General features: G+C 48.0%; 11 protein-coding genes. 8 read left to right on the top strand and 3 right to left on the bottom strand.

Annotated elements, in window-relative coordinates; translation table 11 throughout:
- Positions 1 to 11 precede the first annotated feature (11 nt).
- From ACYVGR_RS22425 to ACYVGR_RS22400, 6 genes are all read left to right on the top strand, one after another.
- Positions 12 to 2,594: a family 20 glycosylhydrolase gene (locus ACYVGR_RS22425; RefSeq protein ID WP_460960879.1), complete on the top strand. Its 2,583-nt coding sequence runs from the start codon at positions 12 to 14 to the stop codon at positions 2,592 to 2,594.
- 48 nt (positions 2,595 to 2,642) lie between these two features.
- A complete protein-coding gene (locus ACYVGR_RS22420) occupies positions 2,643 to 3,485 on the top strand; it encodes an ROK family protein (protein ID WP_460960877.1) in 843 nt (280 codons plus the stop codon).
- 158 nt (positions 3,486 to 3,643) lie between these two features.
- Positions 3,644 to 5,305, top strand: a complete 1,662-nt coding sequence (gene pafA, locus ACYVGR_RS22415; protein WP_460960875.1) for an alkaline phosphatase PafA — start codon at positions 3,644 to 3,646, stop codon at positions 5,303 to 5,305.
- 150 nt (positions 5,306 to 5,455) lie between these two features.
- Entirely contained in the window at positions 5,456 to 6,706 is a 1,251-nt protein-coding gene (locus tag ACYVGR_RS22410; RefSeq protein WP_460960873.1) for an MFS transporter, read from the top strand.
- Positions 6,707 to 6,774: 68 nt separating this feature from the next.
- On the top strand, positions 6,775 to 7,944 hold the full coding sequence (locus tag ACYVGR_RS22405; protein ID WP_182461175.1) for an AraC family transcriptional regulator: 1,170 nt from the start codon (positions 6,775 to 6,777) through the stop codon (positions 7,942 to 7,944).
- Between the two features lie 96 nt (positions 7,945 to 8,040).
- Positions 8,041 to 9,477: an FAD-dependent oxidoreductase gene (locus ACYVGR_RS22400; protein WP_460960871.1), complete on the top strand. Its 1,437-nt coding sequence runs from the start codon at positions 8,041 to 8,043 to the stop codon at positions 9,475 to 9,477.
- Between the two features lie 47 nt (positions 9,478 to 9,524).
- Here the strand turns inward: ACYVGR_RS22400 and ACYVGR_RS22395 are convergent, their stop codons facing one another.
- Together ACYVGR_RS22395 and ACYVGR_RS22390 are read right to left on the bottom strand one after the other, a co-directional pair.
- Positions 9,525 to 11,882 (bottom strand): hypothetical protein, encoded by a 2,358-nt coding sequence (locus ACYVGR_RS22395; RefSeq protein ID WP_460960869.1) that lies wholly within the window; start codon positions 11,880 to 11,882, stop codon positions 9,525 to 9,527.
- Positions 11,883 to 11,988: 106 nt separating this feature from the next.
- The gene (locus ACYVGR_RS22390) at positions 11,989 to 13,212 is read right to left on the bottom strand and encodes a DegT/DnrJ/EryC1/StrS family aminotransferase (RefSeq protein ID WP_460961202.1); all 1,224 of its coding nucleotides are present in this window, start codon (positions 13,210 to 13,212) and stop codon (positions 11,989 to 11,991) included.
- Between the two features lie 505 nt (positions 13,213 to 13,717).
- Here ACYVGR_RS22390 and ACYVGR_RS22385 point away from each other — a divergent pair.
- The gene (locus ACYVGR_RS22385; RefSeq protein WP_460960867.1) at positions 13,718 to 14,863 is read left to right on the top strand and encodes a helix-turn-helix domain-containing protein; all 1,146 of its coding nucleotides are present in this window, start codon (positions 13,718 to 13,720) and stop codon (positions 14,861 to 14,863) included.
- Positions 14,864 to 15,038: 175 nt separating this feature from the next.
- Entirely contained in the window at positions 15,039 to 16,694 is a 1,656-nt protein-coding gene (locus ACYVGR_RS22380) for a serine hydrolase domain-containing protein (RefSeq protein WP_460960865.1), read from the top strand.
- A gap of 124 nt (positions 16,695 to 16,818) precedes the next feature.
- Here the strand turns inward: ACYVGR_RS22380 and ACYVGR_RS22375 are convergent, their stop codons facing one another.
- The gene (locus ACYVGR_RS22375; protein WP_460960863.1) at positions 16,819 to 19,113 is read right to left on the bottom strand and encodes an FdhF/YdeP family oxidoreductase; all 2,295 of its coding nucleotides are present in this window, start codon (positions 19,111 to 19,113) and stop codon (positions 16,819 to 16,821) included.
- Between the last annotated feature and the right edge of the window lie 2 nt (positions 19,114 to 19,115).

The following is a 19,115-nucleotide window of genomic DNA, read 5'->3' as shown; positions in this document are numbered from 1 at the left end:
CCTAAGGATTTATGCGAACTACTTTTTTGACCGTTCTCATCGCGACGATCGTTGTTTGTTTTACTGGTTGTAGATCGGGCGATACACCCTCCAACGATGAGGCAAAACAGATTGCTGTTTCCTGGGAATTAGTAAGTAATTTCACTGAGATCGAAACTGGCTTCGAAGCTCGCTTTACGCTTACCAACAAAAGCAATTTTTTGCTGACGGATACCAATTGGGCCCTATTTTTCAATATGTCGCCCCGACCTATTGTCCAGACCCAAGACTCGCAGCCAGCTACGGTCCATCACATCAACGGCGATTGGTACAAACTCACACCAAACGTAGGATTTAACCTCAAACCGGGTGCAACTATCGATATTAGATATGAAGGAACAGAAGCCGTCAATAAGCTTACTGATGCGCCTATGGGCCTTTATTTCGTTTTTTATGATCAGGAAGGTAAAGAGCAAAACATCGTTCAGGTAGCGGATTATAGCGTTAAGCCCTTCACAAAAAAGGAACAAATACTGCGGGGCAAAATCGATCTGGAGCCCCTTCCGACGCCTGAGCATACCTATCAGACGAACCTGGCAGCCTCCTTGCTTCCTGCCGATAAACTTCAAAAAATCATCCCCTCACCTGCCAAGTTGACACCGGGTACAGGTACCTTGGCACTAAGTTCATCGCTACCGATTTATGCCGAAAAAGGTCTCGAAAGTGAAGCCCATTTCCTGAGTCAGAAACTGAAAGCGCTGACTGGTAAGGAGTTTTCGATAAGCAGCGGAATGGGCAAAGGTATTACACTCAAATTAGGCAAAGTCAGCGTAAACGGGGTAGCGAAAGAAGCCTATCAGCTTAGCATCGATGGCAACGGTGTTTCCATTACGGGCAGCGACGCGGCAGGCGTGTTCTATGGCGTTCAGAGTTTGCTGGCGCTGATTCCGACCTCAACCTACCTGAAGCCTTCTGACAATATTGCCCTGAATTACGTACAGGTTGAGGACGCTCCCCGATTTGAATTCCGAGGTATGCACCTGGATGTTAGCCGGAATTTCCAGACGAAAGAAACGATTTTGCGACTACTCGATTTGCTGGCCTTCTATAAAGTCAATAAGTTTCTGTTTTATACAACGGAAGACGAAGGCTGGCGACTCGAAATCGACGGTTTGCCTGAGTTAACCCAGGTTGGCGCGCAACGGGAGCACACGTCGGGGAAAGAGACGGCGGTTTTGCATCCAGCTTACGGATCAGGCCCAAAAGCCTATGACGAAGGCAAACATGGTAGTGGATTCTACACCAAAGCCGACTTTATCGAAATCCTGAAATACGCGAAGGAACGTCATATCAAAGTTATCCCCGAACTGAATTTACCAGGCCACGCGCGGGCTGCGATCAAATCGATGGAAGCCCGGTATGAACGCCTGATGAAGGAAGGCAAAGAAAAAGAAGCGAACGAATATCGGCTCATCGACCCAGACGATAAATCGGTCTATCTGTCGGCACAGGGCTATACCGATAATGTGGTCAGCATTGGGCGAGAATCCACCTATCACTTCTACGAAAAAGTGGTCGATGAGATTACGAAGATGTATAAGGAAGCAGGTCTGCCGATGGATATTATGCACGCAGGTGGCGATGAAGTACCCGAAGGTGCCTGGACAAAATCCCCTATTGCAGCCAAGGTGCTGAAAGAGAATCCATCCATCAAAGACCCGAAAAATTTACAGGCTTATTTCTTCGGCAAACTCCGTGAGCGGCTCGCCAAACGGAAACTAGAAGTGCATGCCTGGGAAGAGGCCGTACTCGTCAAAGCAGCCGACGGAAAGCTCGTGCTGAATCCTGAGTTTGTTGGTAAGGGGGTTGTCCCTTACGTATGGAACAACCTGTTCGATATTGATCTGGGCAACCGGCTGGCCAATGCGGGCTACCCAATCGTGTTGTGCAATGTATCGAACTTTTATTTCGATATGGCGTATAACAACGATCCGCAGGAGCCGGGCCTCTATTGGGCAGGCTACGTCGATACGCGAAATAACTGGGCATTTGCTCCCTTCGATATGTTCAAGACCACTTACAAAACATCGATGGGCAAGCCGCTTAGCTTCGACGGTCTACAGAAAATGAAACCCGAAGCCCGTAAAAACATCCGGGGTGTTGAATCGCAGCTCTGGAGTGAAACCGTGAAAGGGCGCGACATGGCTGAATACGATATCCTACCTAAACTATTGGGTTTTGCCGAAAGCGCCTGGGCACCACAGCGCCCGTGGGAAACCATCGAAAACCGACCAGCCCGCGAAAAGTCAATGAATACAGGCTGGAATGTGTTCGCCAATACCCTTGCTCAGAAAGATTTACCCCGACTGGCCATGCTCAATGGCGGCTATAACTATCGACTACCACTACCGGGTGCTATCATCGAACAAGGAACGCTGAAGGCTAATGTCGAACTACCGGGACTTGCTATTCGGTATACAACCAATGGTACCGAGCCTACCACCCAGTCTCCTTTGTATACGGGCCCCGTGAAGGTTTCAGGCACGGTAAAACTAAAAAGCTTCGATGCCTCGGGGCGGTCGAGCCGGTCAGCAATTATTACTGTCAATCAATAAATCGAGCTGATACCTCGGTTTTCAAATACTACCAAAAACTTCTTTAAAATGACTATTGGGGTCGACTTAGGAGGAACCAACGTGCGGGCCGGGCTTGTGCAAGATGGATCGATTGTCCAGCAAATGAGTGGTCTGTTACACCAAAAAGAATCACTTTCCTCTACATTATCACAACTTATTGAGCTTATTCGCCCCCTGACAGAATCGTCGGTAAGCAGTATTGGTATTGGCGTACCCTCTGTGGTTGATGTGAATCGGGGCATTGTCTACAACGTGGCCAACATTCCTTCCTGGAAAGAAGTGGCCCTTCGCGATATTCTGGAAGAAGAGTTTTCGATACCTGTATTCGTGAATAACGATGTAAACTGTTTCACCCTCGGCGAGCACCAGTTTGGTCTGGCACAATCGTACCAATCGGTCGTCGGGATGTCGATCGGAACCGGGCTTGGTTCAGGTCTTATCATCGACAATCAGCTGTTTGTTGGCTCAAACTGTGGAGCAGGTGAAATTGGTCTGCTTCCCTATAGGGATAAAAATTTCGAGTATTACGCTTCGGCTGAGTTTTTCGAAGCCATACACGGCACAACGGCTCTGGAGGCTAGTCAGGCTGCGCAACTGGGCGACGAGAATGCCTTGAATCTCTGGACTGAATTTGGTCGGCACTTTGGCTGGGCGATCAAAGCCGTTCTTTATGCCTACGATCCAGAAGTCATTGTACTGGGAGGCTCCATCGCGAAAGCGTACCCATTCTTTAAAACGGGGATGCTGGAGAGTATGCAGGACTTCGCTTACCCAATGACACTCAAGCGACTAAAGATCTTCCAATCGAAAAAAGAAGGAATCGCTCTCCTCGGTGCTGCGGCTCTAGTTGACCAACGGGAGCGCGTTTAGGTAATATTGAACGCTGATTTTTTATGATAGTTAAGATGAAATATGATTTCAAAAAAAGTGCATTCCTTCAAATAGACTATTTTACAATTAATCATCATTAATATAACCAAAAGCTATATAATCATACCAATCATAAAAATCAGCGTTCTATTGTATTCATGAAAAAAGCGTTCTTTTTAGTTGGCTTTACTACGCTCTCGTTCTGGGTAGCCGCTCAATCTCCCGGAACAACAAAGCCCGTTCGTAAATCGTCCCCGTTAGCTGGCCCCAAATTAGTCGTTGGCATTGTGGTCGACCAGATGCGCTACGATTATCTGTATCGGTTTTATAACAAATACAGCGAAGGCGGTTTTAAGCGCTTATTAAAGGAAGGATTTAACTGTCGAAATAACCACTATCACTACGCCCATACCGTAACAGCTGCTGGCCACGCTGCTGTTTATACCGGCTCATTACCAGCCATAAATGGTATTATTGGGAATGAATGGTATGACTCGTTCGCGCAGAATTCGGTGTATTGTGTCGAAGACAACACCGTACAAACGGTAGGAAGTACAAACGCTAGCGTCGGCCGGATGTCGCCCCGGAATTTATTAACCAGCACCGTTACCGACCAGCTTCGGATTGCAACTCAATTCCGGTCTAAAACCATTGGGGTAGCCATTAAAGATCGCGGTTCTATTTTGCCCGCAGGTCATGCTGCTTCAGGCGCCTATTGGTACGATTCGAAAACCGGCAACTGGGTAACGAGTACTTTTTACAGATCCGAACTCCCAACCTGGTTAACCGAGCTCAACGCCCAAAAACTCCCCGCCCAGTACGTTAAACGAAACTGGAACACGCTGTTGCCTATCGCCGAATATACCGAAAGTACACCCGACGATCAGCCGTATGAAAGCAAATTGCCGGGTGCCTCAAAACCCGTATTTCCGTATGAGCTCGTGAGTCAGGCAGGTGATGCGTTTGGGGCGGTCATGTCTACGCCTTGGGGCAATACCATGACGAAGGACGTTGCGATTGCCGCCATAAAAGGGGAAAATATGGGTAAAGGTCCGGTAACCGACTTCTTGGCCATTAGCTTTTCGACGCCTGATCGTATTGGCCATGCGTTTGGCCCCAACTCGGTGGAGGAAGAAGATATTTACCTGCGGCTTGATCTGGAATTTGCGGACCTTTTTTCCTTTCTGGACAAGTGGACTGGCAAGGGCAACTATAGCGTGTTTTTAACTGCCGATCACGGCGTTATGGATGTTCCTGCGTTCTGGCAACAGCATCATTTGCCAGCTGGGTTAATCGATGCCAAAGCCGTTTCCAATACCATCAAAAAATCGTTGGCCGATGCTTTCGGCAGTGGCGATTACTTGCAGGCAAGTGAGAATTACCAGCTTTATCTCAATCATGCTTTGTTGAAAGAGAAAAAGATTACGGTCGATGCTGCCTATGACGTAATTCGGGAAGCACTGCTACCTATGCCGGGCATTGCCGATGTGGTTAATTTGCGCAGGTTGTATACGACTAATTTGAATACGCATTTGCTGGATCTGTACCGAAATATGCTCCATGCCAAACGCAGTGGCGACATCCAACTGGTTACCGAACCAGGCTGGATTGCCAATGGTGGTACGGGGACCGATCATGGCTCACCTTATCATTACGATACGCATGTTCCGTTTGTTTTGTATGGCTGGGGAATTACAAAAGGCGAAACCCTCCGCCACACAACGATTGCGGATATTGCGCCTACGATAGCGTCTTTATTGCACATTTTACCGCCAAGTGGCACCGTTGGCAATGCCGTACAGGAAGCTCTTAAGCATTAGTGCTCGTTCAATTTAGATTCTATAGATTCTCGGGGCCACCCGCGCGGTTGATTCTATCGTTTCTGATTATCAGTACACTAGAATCGACCGCGCGGGCGGCCCCGAGAATCTATAGAAACAGTTAGAATCTAGTTTGTCAAAGCATTAGTTATGAACCGAAATACCCTGATTGTTGTCCTGATTCTGTTAATATTCTTCGTCATTTCGTTTCTGACGAATATTCTCGGACCCATCATTCCTGATCTGGTCGATAGTTTCCAGTTGAGTATTGGTCTGGCGGGGTTTCTGCCGTTTGCCTTTTTTGTGGCTTATAGTGTGTCGATGCCATCGGGGTTATTAGTCGAAAAATACCGAGAAAAGCCGGTCTTGCTTGGGGCTTTTTTTCTGGCTTTTCTGGGCGCACTTTTGTTTGCGCTCGTTCCGCGCTTTTCGATTGCGCTGGTGTCTCTTTTTTCAATTGGTGTCGGGATGGCAATGTTGCAGGTCGTCATTAATCCGTTGCTGCGGGTGGCGGGTGGAGAGGCTCATTTTGCCTTTAATTCGGTGTTAGCCCAGCTTTTTTCGGGCGCAGCTTCGTTTATCAGTCCGTTTTTGTACAGTTATTTCGTCCTCAATCTACATACAACCAATACGAGTTTTCCTATTTCGCTACTCAACCAGGTTGTGCCAGTTCATCTGGAGTGGGTTTCGCTCTACTGGGTATTTGCACTTACCACGCTGCTAATGATTGTGGTGGTTGGGGTGATTAAATTCCCCAACGTTGAACTGAAAGATGACGAAAAGATAGAGGTTGGCGGCACCTTGCTTGAGCTACTTCGCAACAAAACGGTGCTCTTATTTTTCGCGGGCATTTTCGCCTATGTTGGAACGGAGCAGGGTATTGCTAACTGGATTTCTAAATTCCTTCAACTCTATCATGGCGTCGATCCGGCCACAACCGGAGCCGAAGTAGTGGCTTATTTTTGGGGGCTGATGACGGTAGGCTGTATTTTGGGTCTGGTCTTACTAAAACTAGCCGACAGCCGTAAAGTACTGATGTTGTTTACGTTCGGCGCCGTCATTGCCTTATTGATTGGTTTGTTTGGTCCCAAAGACTGGGCTATTTATGCCTTACCCACAACCGGTTTTTTTGCCTCCGTTATGTGGTCGATTATTTTTTCGCTCGCTCTTAATTCCGTTCCGCAGCATCACGGCACATTTTCGGGTATCCTGTGTACCGGAATCGTTGGTGGTGCCCTGGTGCCGCTGATCATTGGGGGCCTGGCCGAACTGATTGGACTCCGTTGGGCTATGCTGATTTTGTTGCTTACTTTAGGTTATATTTTCAGCATTGGCATCTGGGCGAAACCGCTGGTTACGAATGCAACGATTAAACTAAAGAGCGAAAGAGTGAAAGAGTGAAACCAGCCGGAAGGTGCGCTATCACGTCAGCTCATTCTTTCACTCATTCACTCTTTCGCTCTTTATTTATGCACAAGATTATTTTGTTAATCGACTTCGCGGAGGAGTATAGTAAGAGTCTGTTAAAAGGCATTACCAAATACTCGCGCGAATATGGTCCCTGGGTATTCTGCCGAATGCCGCTCTTTCACCGGGAAACGATGGGGATCAACGGTATTTTAAACTGGGCACTCGAATGGGAAGCCGACGGCATTATTGGTCAGCTTTACAACGAAGAGAGTATCCAGAAAATCACCGAAGCGGGTATTCCCCTCATTGCGCAGGACTTTAAAGAACGGTTTACGGAAATTCCGAATATAACGGGCGCCCATCAGGAAACCGGAGCCATTGCCGCTGATTATTTCTTAAAGAAAGGCTTCAAAAACTTTGCCTTTTATGGCTTTACCGACATCGTCTGGTCGAGGGAACGAGCTGAAGGATTCGAAGAAAGCGTTTCCAAAGCAGGCTATAAAGTCCACTACTTTGAGAACCAGAACGCCCGCGAAAGTGAAATCGAACTCTGGTTCTACAAACCTAGTTCGTTGAGTCAATGGCTCTTGTCATTACCTAAGCCCATCGCCATTATGGCCTGCGATGACCGGTTAGGGCAGCATATAACCGAAGCCTGTCGGCACTCAGGCATTCGAATTCCAGAAGAGGTGGCCGTGTTGGGCGTGGATAATGATGAAATGATCTGTGAGCTTTCAGACCCACCCCTATCCAGCATTGCACAGGACGCCGAGAAAGGGGGGTACGATGCAGCTCGCCTGCTAGACCGCATGATTCGGAAAGAAACGGCCAGTTTCTATGACATCGTTGTTCGACCGACGCAGGTGATCACCCGACAGTCGACCGATATTTATGCGACACACGATGATTTTATTGCCTCCTCGTTGAAATACATTCACCAGAATATCGATAAGAATCTTCAGGTCGATGAAGTGGTGAAGCAGGTGCCATTGTCAAGACGATCGCTGGAAATGCGGTTTCAGCATGTGATTGGCTACCCCATCTACAAATACATCCAGAATCTGCGCATCGAGAAATTTTCAAAAAAACTACTGGAAACTGATCTGACCGTTTTTGAGATTGCGATGGAACTCGGGCTCAACGACAGTAAAAACATTTCCCGGCAATTTCGTCAGGTTAAGGGTTGTACTCCACTCGAATACCGAAATCGGTACCTGGCTGGGAAGTAAGAACGTCAAGTTCAGATTTTTAGAATTTGAACTTGACTGGTTAACATTCCCAAAAGCTATCTTTAAGCTCATTATCGGACCCTTGTTCCTAAAGCTATGAGCTTTGATCAAACGACACTAGTCCTCTATGGAGCGGAATGGTGTGAAGACAGCCAGCGGGTAAAAACCTATCTGGAAGATAATAAACTGAATTTCACCTACATCAACGTTGATCTCGACCAACAGTCCGTTCAGAAAGTTGAGGAAATTCAGGAAGGGAAACGGCTTACGCCTACCCTGGTTATCAATGAGACTTCCGTTGTTAATCCGAGTAACGCCCAAATTGATTCGTTACTCGGCCTTAATCATAATCACCCCCGCATCCGTTTGTTTGGCGCCGATTGGTGTCCGGACTGTCACCGGGCAAAAGCCTATCTGAGCGATAATGGGATTAACTATCAGTACATCAATATCGATATACACCGATGGGCCATACCCGTTCTGGAAACGATAAACAACGGCAAACGAATCATCCCCACCATTCTTATCGACGAGCAAGCCTATGCCAACCCCGACAATAGAGTATTAAGAGACCTGATCGGCATAACTCAGGAAGCCCAGACACACCTTTATGATGTGGCCATTATTGGGGGCGGTGCCGCAGGGCTGACCACGGCGATTTATGTCCAGCGGGATAAGTTTTCATCCATTGTTCTGGAAAAAAAGCTCGTTGGTGGAAATGCTTCATTGACCGAAAAAATTGAAAATTATCCTGGCTTTATCGACATCAGCGGAAAAGAGTTGATGAACAAAATGGCGGAACAAGCCCAAACCTATGGGGCAGAGATTAAGCTAGGAGTCGATGTTCGTAAAATCAGTTTTGAAGACCAGATTTTTCATCTCGAAACCAACCTGGGCGACCTGACGGCCCGATCCGTTGTGGTAGCTGTTGGATCGACTTACAAACGACTTAATATTCCGGGAGAATCTGATTTACTGGGTGCCGGAATTCATTTTTGCGCCACCTGCGACGGAGCCTTCTACCGCGATCGAGAGGTTATTGTTATTGGTGGGGGCAATAGCGCGCTGGAGGAAGGGATGTTCCTGGCCCGTTTTTGTCGGAAAGTATCGTTTGTTCATTATAAGCCAGCCTTTAGTGCAACCCAAACGTATACCGATAAATTAGCCGAATTTACCAACGTAGCGGTCTACATGAATCAAACACCCAAGGCGTTTCTCAGTAACGATCAGGGAACGTTTAAGGCGTTGCAGGTGACCGATAATACCACCGGGGAGGTTCAGGAAATTGCTGCCGATGGTGTCTTCCTGTTTGTCGGGCTTACCCCAAATACGCGATTTCTGGCTAAGACACTTGACCTTAATGAACAGGGATTTATTTGCACCCGCCCCGGATCAGTTGAAACATCGGTTCCCGGTATTTTGGCCGCTGGCGACTGTCGACTAGGTGCTATTGCGCAGGTAGCCGCAGCAACGGGCGAAGGAGTTGTTGCCAGTTTTGCCGTTAAAGCTTATCTGAATCAGGCAATGGTATAATTGTACCGCGGACGGTCCACCGCAACGGCGGACCGTCCGCGGTACAATTACTTTTTCAACAACCAGATATCCGAAATGCGGGAATTTTGCCGCCAGTTCAGGTGCGATTCTTCCGGCTCGTCGAAGGTAACGTTAATGCGGCCGTCTTGAGTAGCCGACATGGGGACGATCCATTCCTTAACCGTATCGGCCTCTCGATTATACACGATTGGACTTAAGCGCTTACCATCTACGCGCAGTAAGGCTTCGCCAAATCCAACCACTCGAATAACATATTCCGCCTTCGGGTCCAGGTTGTCGTAGTCCAGCATCGGGCTCCGCTGGAAGGTTTGCGAGGAAAGGCGCGTCCGGCTAAAGCCATTGTTCCACCAGGCAATATCGGTGGCATCGTCGGAAATAGTTTTCACGCGAGGGCCTTTGCTTACGCTCGACACATCATCGTAGTAACTACCCTGGCCCGGTGTTTCCCAGGCACTGATTTGCTGCAGGCGTTTCTGTTTTTCTTCATTCGTTTTCAATGCCCGGACTTTTTCAAATTCATCGGCCATCCACCAGCGGTTATTGAGCGGATAATCGACAAAATCAAGTAAACAACCGCGCTCATAGCCTCGTGCTTTGTACTTTGGCATGCTGGTCTGCAAACCAATTGATCTATATAAATCGTCACACAACGACACAATTTTAGCCTTTAACTCGGGGGCGATTGGCTCCGTATCAGCTTTGTTTACAATGGCTAAGGCCTGACTTATCGCCTTATCGGGATCCATACTCACCTCCTGACTCAAAACGGCATCAGCTTTGGTTTCGAGCCCCTGTTCATACAGCAAGCGCCGACGAGTGTAGGTGTCGTAATAAGCCCGGAGTAGTAGAAGTTGCCAGCGCCAATTTGTGGCTAAAGCTGGGTTGGCCGTTTCGAGCGTTTTCCAGAATGAAAACGTAGCCTCTACACCCCCATTTTGGGCGAGTGGGCCATCCCAGTTTTTTTCCAGCGCTTCAATGCCGTTTGCAGCGGACTCTGTCAATGGCCAGCCAAAGAAAAATCGGCTGTACTCATTCAGAATCTGGTGAACGCTCATCTGCATATCCCAGGCCCGCATGCTCCATATTACTTTGTTAATATCGTCATGACAACCGTCGGAATACGATACAAAGCCATCTGTAAACGGAGCCGCAGCCGCTTGCGCCCGCGCATAGAAATAAGGTCTCGGGTTCGATGCTTCACGGCCTAATGTCAGCGCGTAAGCCTGATCCCAATGCTCTACCGGGAATTCGCACCGAACCGTATGGGTGATATCTGGGTACTGCCGGAGCTGGTATTGTTTGGGCAGGCGATAACGGGTTTCGGCAAGAGGGGGGCTACCCGGTCCATAAACGACTCCCTGCAACCAGGTCGGGTTGTTTTGTGCCAAATAATCATAGAAATAATTGACCTGCTCCACACTGAATCCTTGTAACGAAATCCAGACTTTCGCCTTCGGATGGTATTTCACCAACAGGGTGTGTATGTCTTTCAAGAAAGGCATTACTTCTCTTGGATGATTCTCGCCGGGGTCACCACCGGGGAAAAAGATATGGTCCAGCCGAGGACAAGCCTTGTAGAAAGCTTCATGTTGATCAAGCTCTGCCTGTCGTTTTTTAGCGTCGGTCAGTTCAATCGTTGCGGGTGTCCATACCCAATAATCCAGATCATAGGCCTGACAGATTTCGCTCACTTTCACCCGCATGTCGGCGGCTGGTATCTTAAAATGAGGGCTGGGCTTTTCGTCTTCGTGAAATGGAATTCCTTCGATCGCGTTAGTCCCAAAAATGGCCAGATCACGGATGTACTGTTCAAATTGACCTACCGTCCAGGCATCATATGAGTTTGCCGTGTGGCGATAGCCCAGCTGGTGCCCTCGAATAGGATAATCAGGCGACGTAGCTACATTGACAGGGCTGGACAGTTCCAATACTTTACGATCCATTTTCAGATTTCTCAGCACCCAGCCAGTCCCGAACAGAATACCCCGGCTATCGGCTCCTATAATCCAGAGGGTTGTGCCAGTGGCATTCGTTTCACTAACAATTCGGTAGCCTTCTGGCTTTAGCTCGGGTCGTTCGGTTGCTGTGTTAGCCGGAACCGAAGCGCCTTGTAGTGTTTTATCACTTGCCAGAACAAGAGCTACACGGGTTACGCCATTTTTAGGCCATGTCGATATTGTTTTCAACAAAACGCCCGTTCGTTTTTCAATCTCTTCGCTGAGTATGCGGGGAGCGGTTTCCCGCATGGGCGAGGGTACAGACGGAGAAACCAATAGCACTGCCTGCTTAAGATTAATCGTCTGGGCCCATAACTTACTTTGACTGATCACCAAAAACAGGGCAAGACTACTGATTACCCAACTGACATTACGATTCAACTTCATGTATAAAAAAAGAAAGGTATTGTTAAGATTTTAGGAAACTATTGATTTATGATTTGTACCCACGGGCTGAAGTCCGTGGGTACAAATCATAAAATCTATTCTTTACTCACTGAGCTAGTTGGATTTTTCGGATGGCCTGGGTAAACGATTCCATATCTTCTCGGGTACCTAGCATAGCGTGCTGGAAAACCCACACAGCCTCATCGGCACAGGCTCGCTCAGCTTCCGGGCAGTTTACCTGCGTATAATCTACTGAGTTGGGGATGGCATAGCACATAAAATTCTTCTGCTGAAACACCGGCTGTTTATACAACGGATGCGGATACCCCCCCGAACAGGGAACCCCTTCGGCCGATAACATGGCCACAAAGTCCTTCTTCGGTAGTTGCCCGAATTTGGTTTTGTCGTACTTAAAAATATACAGGTGATAGCAATGCCGAATAGCTGCCTCACCCCGACTTAAAGGCGTTATGCCTTCAATATCCGCTAGCAAACTATCCAGATACAGACCATTCTCGTTACGGGTAATGGTTTGCTCGTCAAGTCGTTTCAACTGCTCCGAGAGGAGTACCGCCTGAAGTTGAGTAATGCGGTAATTGCAACCCGGATTGAAGTGATCATACCACTGACCACTCGGCAAGCGGCCAACATTCCGGAGCGAATTCATCGTTTCATACAGCGCATCATCATTCGTAATTACGATGCCACCTTCGCCACTCGTGAGGTTTTTGGACGACTGAAAACTGAAGCTACCCGCATCGCCGATAGAGCCGAGTTTCCGGCCTTTGTATTCAGCCCCGTGTGCATGAGCGGCATCTTCAATAACCCGCAGGTTATACCGCCTTGCAATGTCCAGAATCGCATCCATATCGCAGGCTAAACCGGCAAAATGAACGGGAATGATGGCCTTGGTTTTCTCCGTAATGGCGGCTTCAATGCGGGCCGGATCGAGGTTGTAGGTGTCGGGATCAATATCCACGAAGACCGGCACGCAGTTTATTTCCAGCACCACCGAAGCGGTGGCGATAAACGTATAAGGCGGCACAATGACTTCGTCGCCGGGACGAAGACCACAGGCGATTAAAGCCAACCGGAGCGATACCGAACCATTGACACAACTCACGGCATATTTACTTCCACAATAGGCTGCAAATGCTTGCTCAAAGCGGGCAACTTCATCGGCACAATCAGGATTACCCCATTGCCCACTTCGCACAATGTTAGCTACGGCCTGTACTTCAGTTTCGTCGTAGATGGGCCAGGGAAAGGTTTTAGTAACCGACTTTGGTCCACCCTGTATGGCTAATTGCCCCATTTTAGTATCGATCATTACACAGAAAATTCTCATCGAACAGCCATCCAGAAAGCAGGCTGAACGCATTTGCTTAACTCTGACATAATACGCCGATGAATCGATTTCAGGCTATTAAGCGAGCTGAACTTTAATAAGTAATGAAGCAGGATTCCTCATGGAAACTGTTAATTTGGCTCCAAAGAATCACCAGTATATTGATGTTGCACTGTGGTGTCGGTTACTAATAACCGATACGGTGAGGTTTCTCAAAACCTATCTTTGGGGCCTGTCTGAAACTCCGTTAGGAGTGACCTGTTAATAGCAAAAAGAGGGTTGGACATAATCTGAAGCGCCGTAGGTGCGGCCTAATTCTATCCATATAGGCCGCACCTACGGCGCTTGGGCCTCTTACTAGGCGGTAATAACTATTGACAGGTCGCCCTTACCGGGCTGATTAGCTTGCGAAAGATCTATATACCGTGTCAGCTTTAAGAAGCTGACAGCACAGAAACATCACATAACGTGGAAACTATTACAAAGCATGAAACTTGTCTTTGGTCTTAACGGCTACGACCTACTCTTTCTGGCAGCCGTGTTTATTGGTGCCACATTTGGTTTTTTGTTGCTGTTTGCCAAACGTATTAACCAAGTGGCCAACCGTTTTTTGGGACTGGTTCTGTTAACGATTGTTCTTTGGATGATTTGGGTCGTGTCCATCGATATTAATCTGGGCAAATACTACCCACACTGGAGCTGGATTCCGCTCCAATACTCCCTAACCATTGGTCCGTTGCTTTACTATTATGTGCGTAAACTGACCCAACCAGAATCCCGTTTCCGGGCAAGCGACCTTATCCATTTTACCCCTTTACTTGGAGAACAGAGTGTTCAGGTTTTACAGATTTTCGAAAGCCAGCAACGACATATACCCACCTATGAAACAGCTACTTTTCAACTCATCAATCCCATTCTACAACTCCTGGCAATTTGCTCTATCTCTATTTACCTGTTTTTTGCGCTCAAACAACTTAGGGCGTTTGACAGGACTTTAAGCGATCTGCTCAGCGATAGTTATCAATACCAGTCCAAGTGGCTGCAACGCCTGCTGATTCTGTTCGGGCTGCTTTGGCTTGCCTGGGTTCCGTATACTCTGGTTGATTATGTTATTTACAACTATCAGTTAGGGATCGACAGTTATTATCCACTTTACTTGCTGCTGGCCTTCATGACCATCTGGATTGGGGCTGAATCCTTTCTGCGACCCGAACTCGTCATTGTGGAAGTCGAGAAAATAAAGGCATCGGCTACACCACCAGAAACACCCACGCCCGAACTGCTGGAGGCAGGCATGCAGTTACGAAATCAACTGGAAACGAACCTGTTTTATTTAGATGCCGGGCTAACCCTTCGCTCGCTGGCAGATGTTCTGGAAATCCACCCGCATGAATTATCGCGGATTATTAATCTGGGCACTGGCAAGAATTTCAATGATCTGATCAATGAGTACCGTATAAAGGAAGTTATCCGTAAAATGCAGGACCCGCAGTACGATCGAATCACGCTGCTGGGCATTGCTTACGATTCAGGCTTTAATTCGAAGACGACCTTCAACCGTACGTTTAAACAACTGACGGGGCAGAACCCAGCAAACTACAAAAACGACCTAAAAAGAGCGACCAACTTATAATTCGGGACGTTCCACTGCCCATTTTCCCTTCTCTTTGTGAGTGCATTACGAACGTCCGCATCAGTGGCTCAGCGTACCACCCTGCCCCATTTTTCGACCCGTTCAACCCATTTATTCCACGCGTCCACCTGCTCCAGTTAGCTTTGACCACGTATCAATCTACTTTTCATATCCCATGCGAATTCGCTTATTAGTCTCATTTCTAAGCCTGCTCGTTGTCGGCAACCTGTATGGTCAATCGCCTGATCTTGTCAAAACCCAGGGCATCACCTCGGCGGTGCACCAGGCCAATATTGGCAAGATCATCTTTACGAGCAAAGACATTCCGGCGACAAACCTCCAATCGTCCGATTTTCTGGACACCTATGAACTAACCAACAAAAGCAATCTATTCATGACGGTCTTCATGGGTAATTCGCTCACCAATTACCTGCATCAGCTAGCCCCTGAACTATCGGCAGATGAGCTTACGAAAAACGGTTGCTACCAGTTCAATTTTTACGTAGACGACCGACTCATTTATCAAACCAATCTCCATCCGGGCGCACCTTATGCCCAAATCAAAAACGTAGAAACGCTTATCAGCAAACCCTTGATTAACAATCAGCGAGAAGGCGCCTGGTGGAGCCAATCTGCCTGGAATCGGTTTATGAACAATGGCGGTGATGGGGCATTAAGTGATGGTTCTCATGTGTTCAGACTTGAAATCAAACCGTATCTCAACAAACCTGAATTAATTGTAGGCAATCTGATTGCAGCCGGTCAATTAAAGCTGTTGGTCAAACGCAAGCCCGTTATTGATTTGACCAGCGTACAGCTAACAACCCCCAAAGCATACAATGGACTCTCGGTATCTTCTGAGCCTTTTGACACGAACAAGATCAAGGCGTTGAAGGGGAATATCGACGCGGATGTCTTCCGACATATTACCAGTGTGGTGGTCATTAAAAACGGTAAACTCCTGATCGAAGAATATTTTAACGGCGCTACCCGCGACTCGCTGCACAATGTTCGTTCCGTGGGAAAAACGTTTGCCTCCACGTTAACCGGAATTGCAAAACAGGAAGGCTATCTGAAAAGCGAAAGTCAGACACTCACCGAGTTTTACGATTTAAAAAACTTTGCCAATTACTCACCCGCCAAAGCGAATACAAAACTGAGTGAGTTATTAACGATGAGTTCGTGCTTCGATGGCAACGATAATGACGGTGATTCGCCCGGAAACGAAGAGAATATGTACCCGACACCAAACTGGGTAAAATTTGCCTTGGACTTACCCGTTGAACCAGCCAAATTCAAGCACGAGTGGCATTATTTTACGGCGGGGGTCGTCTTATTGGGCGATGTGCTAAATCAGGTTGTTCCTGGCAAACTGGAGCAGTACGCTGACCTGAAACTATTTAAACCGTTGGGTATTAGTCATTATAAATGGCCATACACGCCACAGCATGTAGTCAATACGGCAGGAGGAATTCAGATGAATGCGCTGGATTTTGCCAAATATGGTCAGCTTTACAAAAATGGCGGTAAGTGGAATGGCAAACAGATTATTCCAGCAGCCTGGGTGAGTCAAACCTTTACACGCCATAAAACCATTCCCGGTCGCAACGATGAATATTACGGCTACCTGTTCTGGAACAAGAAATATACGGTGAATGGCAAAGCCTATGAAACCTATTACTGTTCTGGAAATGGTGGCAATAAGATCTTCGTTTTCAAAGACCAGCCGTTGGTTGTTGTCGTAACCGCAACGGCTTACAATACTGCTTATGCTCATCCACAGGTAGATAAGATAATGGAACAGTATATTCTGCCAGCGGTGATTCGTTAGCTTTTCAAACTGTAGTTTATCGAGCAGCTTTTTGTCATCTCGACGTAAGGAGAGATCTCAAAATCAACACCTTGAAATCTCTCCTTACGTCGAGATGACAAAAAATAGACTTTGAGAAGGGCCATTATCCTACTGATGGCGTCACCGTAACGACAATTGATTTCGACGTTGGCGTGTTGCTCTTATCTGCTTTTGAGCCGATGGGCACCAGCACGTTGGTTTCGGGAAAATAAGCTGCTGCGCAACCGCGTGGAATATTGTATGGCACGACCACAAATCGATGGGCTGTTCGCTGCTTGCCATCGTATTGACTGTGTAAATTCACAACCTGCTTCTCGCGCAATCCTCGGTTGGCAATGTCATCGGGGTGCATGAACACGACCCGTCGTTCGTTGTAGATGCCCCGGTAGCGATCATCATTGCCATACACCGTTGTGTTGAACTGATCGTGACTACGAATCGTCATGAGTAGCAATTCACCCGGTTGTAGGTCGTGGTGTGTGGGCGTATTGACCGTAAAGTGCGCTTTGCCATCTTTCGTTTTGAACTCCCGAACACGAGGTCCATTGGGGATGTAAAAACCACCCGGTATCCGCACTTTGGTGTTGTAGTTATCAAAACCCGGAACAACCTGCTCAATCAGATCACGAATGCGGTCGTAATTGGCAACGAGGGAGTCCCAATCGATTGTCGATTTACCGTCCAGAGTTGCTTTGGCCAGCTCGCCAATAATGGCCACTTCGCTTTTCAGATAAGCTGATGAAGGCTCAACGACTCCATGCGACTGGGCAACCACGCCCGTTGTGCTCTCACAGCTAACGAACTGCTCACCAGCGGCTTGTATGTCATGATCGGTCCGACCAAGGCAAGGCAGAATCAGTGCCGTTTCGCCGTAAATCAGGTGGCTCCGGTTAAGTTTAGTCGAAACGTGGACTGTTAGTTTGCATCGTTTCAGGGCTTCTGCCGTGTAATTCGTGTCGGAAGCGGCCATTGCGAAGTTGCCGCCTAATCCGAAGAACACTTTGGCTTTTCCTTCGTGCATCGCCTTTACGGCAGCCACAACATCGTAGCCGTTTTCACGGGGAGGCTCAAACGCAAATACACGTTTGAGCGCGTCCAGAAATTCGGGTTTTGGCTTTTCCCAGATACCCATCGTACGGTCGCCCTGCACGTTGCTATGGCCACGAATCGGGCTGGCTCCTCCCCCCTCGATACCGATGCTCCCTTTGAGTAAGAGTAGGTTAATGACTTCGTTAATCGTCTCAACGGAGTTGCGGTGTTGAGTCAAGCCCATCGCCCAGCAGATGATCAACTTAGGTGTGTACTTGAATAAATCGACCGCTTCCTGAATCTGTGCGATTGTCTGACCACACTGCGCGGCTAAATCGCTCAATTCAAACTGATCGAGGCTTTTGACAAAGGTTTCGTAACCGCTTGTGTATTGTTGGATAAATTGCTGATCGAGTACCTTACCAGGACTCTTTTTCTCTTCCTCCAGCAACAGCTTGCACATGGCTTTCAGGAGTGCCAGATCAGAATTGATGGGAACCTGTAAGAACAAATCAGTAAGTTTTTGGCCACCGAATACAACATCCCGGACACTTTGCGGGTACTTGAATGATAGTAGCCCCGCTTCGTGTAATGGATTGACCGCAATGATTTTAGCCCCGTTTCGTTTGGCCTGTTCCAGGGGCGTCATCATCCTTGGCGCGTTGGTGCCTGGATTCTGGCCCATAATCATAATCACATCGGCCTTCTCGTAATCCTCATAGGTAACCGACGCTTTTCCCAAACCAAGTGAATCCGCCAGTGCAACACTGGTCGATTCGTGGCACATGTTCGAACAGTCGGGCATGTTATTGGTGCCGAACATTCTGACGAACAGCTGGTACAGAAAAGCAGCCTCGTTACTGGTTCGGCCCGAGGTATAGAAAATGGCTTCATTGGGCGAATCGAGTGCATTGAGCTGACTGGCAATCAATCGGATAGCCTCATCCCAACTGATCGGTTCATAGTGCGTAGCGCCGGGTTTCAGGACCATGGGCTGCGTCAATCGCCCTTGCTGACCAAGCCATAAATCGTTTTTCTGAAGCAACTCGGCCACCGAATACCGTTGAAACAGAACCGGCGAAGCGGAATGCTTCGTCATGATTTCATCGGCTACGGCCTTGGCTCCACTTTCGCAGTATTCGCCCAAGGTAGATCGATGGCCATCAGGGTCGGGCCAGGCGCAGGATGGGCAGTCGAATCCATCTTTCTGGTTCAAATCGGCCAAGACCTTTAACCCGCGAATAAGGCCCGTCCCGTTGCGAATATGCTCCAGCGATTTCACGATGGCTTCTACACCAGCGGCTTCGGTATAGGGCTTACCGACTTCAAGTTCGCCGGTTAATTCTTCGGGAGGTGTATTTTGTTCCATAA

The sequence above is a fragment of the Spirosoma litoris genome (assembly GCF_054776755.1).
The sequence above is the reverse complement of the archived record's forward strand: the minus strand, read 5'-3'. Positions and strand labels throughout refer to the sequence as shown.

Coding starts and splice junctions, on each gene's coding strand:
- ACYVGR_RS22425 (WP_460960879.1), top strand. CDS start 12: ATGCGAACTACTTTTTTGACCGTTCTCATCGCGACGATCGTTGTTTGT.
- ACYVGR_RS22420 (WP_460960877.1), top strand. CDS start 2,643: ATGACTATTGGGGTCGACTTAGGAGGAACCAACGTGCGGGCCGGGCTT.
- pafA (WP_460960875.1), top strand. CDS start 3,644: ATGAAAAAAGCGTTCTTTTTAGTTGGCTTTACTACGCTCTCGTTCTGG.
- ACYVGR_RS22410 (WP_460960873.1), top strand. CDS start 5,456: ATGAACCGAAATACCCTGATTGTTGTCCTGATTCTGTTAATATTCTTC.
- ACYVGR_RS22405 (WP_182461175.1), top strand. CDS start 6,775: ATGCACAAGATTATTTTGTTAATCGACTTCGCGGAGGAGTATAGTAAG.
- ACYVGR_RS22400 (WP_460960871.1), top strand. CDS start 8,041: ATGAGCTTTGATCAAACGACACTAGTCCTCTATGGAGCGGAATGGTGT.
- ACYVGR_RS22395 (WP_460960869.1), bottom strand. CDS start 11,882: ATGAAGTTGAATCGTAATGTCAGTTGGGTAATCAGTAGTCTTGCCCTG.
- ACYVGR_RS22390 (WP_460961202.1), bottom strand. CDS start 13,212: ATGATCGATACTAAAATGGGGCAATTAGCCATACAGGGTGGACCAAAG.
- ACYVGR_RS22385 (WP_460960867.1), top strand. CDS start 13,718: ATGAAACTTGTCTTTGGTCTTAACGGCTACGACCTACTCTTTCTGGCA.
- ACYVGR_RS22380 (WP_460960865.1), top strand. CDS start 15,039: ATGCGAATTCGCTTATTAGTCTCATTTCTAAGCCTGCTCGTTGTCGGC.
- ACYVGR_RS22375 (WP_460960863.1), bottom strand. CDS start 19,113: ATGGAACAAAATACACCTCCCGAAGAATTAACCGGCGAACTTGAAGTC.